Annotated in this window: 2 protein-coding genes; both read left to right on the plus strand. The window is 51.3% G+C overall.

Features of this window, described 5'->3' with window-relative positions; all coding sequences use genetic code 11:
- Window positions 1-444 (plus strand): transketolase family protein (locus tag GRP75_RS26755; protein ID WP_272917248.1); only part of this gene is annotated, 444 nt, incomplete at its 5' end.
- Window positions 445-456: 12 nt separating this feature from the next.
- Window positions 457-1,438, plus strand: a 982-nt coding sequence (locus GRP75_RS26760) for an FGGY family carbohydrate kinase (RefSeq protein ID WP_160790869.1), incomplete at its 3' end; no start/stop codon positions are given.

A 1,438-nucleotide genomic window follows, 5' to 3' on the forward strand; every position in this document is an offset into this window, starting at 1 on the left:
AATCCCGTTGAGGACGTTTACGAAACCGATGATTACCCATTCGAAATAGGCAAAGCTATAACTGTGAGAGAAGGCAACGACGTTACAATTATTGGTGTCGGTGAAACCGTGCGAATCGCACTCGATGCCGCCAAGGCACTCAACGACGAAGGCATATCCGCCCGGGTAATCAACATGCATACAATCAAGCCGCTGGATGAAGAGGCGATCATTACCGCTGCACGTGAAACTGGACGCATCATTACCGTTGAGGAACATAGCATTTACGGCGGTCTCGGCGCAGCCGTGGCAGAAGTTGTTGTGAAGAATCACCCGGTTCCTATGAGAGTACTCGGCATCCCGGATGAGCCGGCGATTGCCGGTAAATCGGCGGAAGTTTTCCACCACTACGGCATTACGGGTGACAATATCAAACAAATTGCATTCGAATTGATTAATAAGTAGAGGGCGAAGCATATGGAGCACAATCAACAATATATATTGGCCATCGACCAGAGTACTTCAGGCACCAAAGCACTCCTTGTAGACCATCAGGGTACAGTAATCGCCCGCAGCGGGATGGAGCATAAGCAATATTACCCCCATCCCGGCTGGGTAGAGCATGATCCGCTCGAAATTTATGAAAATGTCAAAATAACGGCCCGCAGCGTATTGGAGCAAGCCTGCATCCACCCGTCCGCACTAGCTGCGCTGACAATCACCAATCAACGCGAAACGGCATTGGTGTGGGATAAGACGACTGGTCAGCCAATATATAATGCTGTTGTCTGGCAATGCCAACGTACGGCGGACCTGTGCGCCGAGCTGAAGCAAGCTGGCCACGAAAGAACCATCCACGCCAAAACAGGGCTTATGCTTGACCCTTATTTCTCCGCTGCCAAGTTCAAATGGATCATTGAACATACGGAAGGAGCTGCCAACCTGCTGGCTGAAGGGAGGCTACTTGCAGGGAACATGGACAGTTGGCTGGTCTGGAAGCTTACCGGCGGTAAAAACCATGCAACCGACTTTACAAATGCCAGCCGTACATCGCTGTTCAATATCCACACGCTGGAGTGGGATGAAGAGCTTGCCCAGCTGTTCTCCGTTCCTTCTTCCCTGCTGCCTGAGGTTAAACCATCCGACGCTATTTTCGGATATACGGCAGATTGCGACCTTTTCAATGAGAAAATACCGATTTCGGGCGTCATTGGGGATTCACAAGGGGCATTGTATGGGCATCTGTGTTTTAAGCCCGGAACAGCCAAAGCAACCTTTGGCACGGGCACCTCTGTATTAATGAACGTAGGGAATCATCCGGTGGATGGCGGTGACGGACTTGTAACCGCTATCGCCTGGGGGGCCGGCGGAACTGTTACGTATGCGCTTGAAGCCATCATCCGGACAACAGGCGACAGCATCAAATGGACGCAGGACAACTTAGGACTGTTCTCTACCT

The sequence above is a fragment of the Paenibacillus sp. OT2-17 genome, from assembly GCF_009827695.1.
In the GTDB taxonomy this organism is placed as follows: Bacteria; Bacillota; Bacilli; order Paenibacillales; family Paenibacillaceae; genus Paenibacillus; species Paenibacillus polymyxa_B.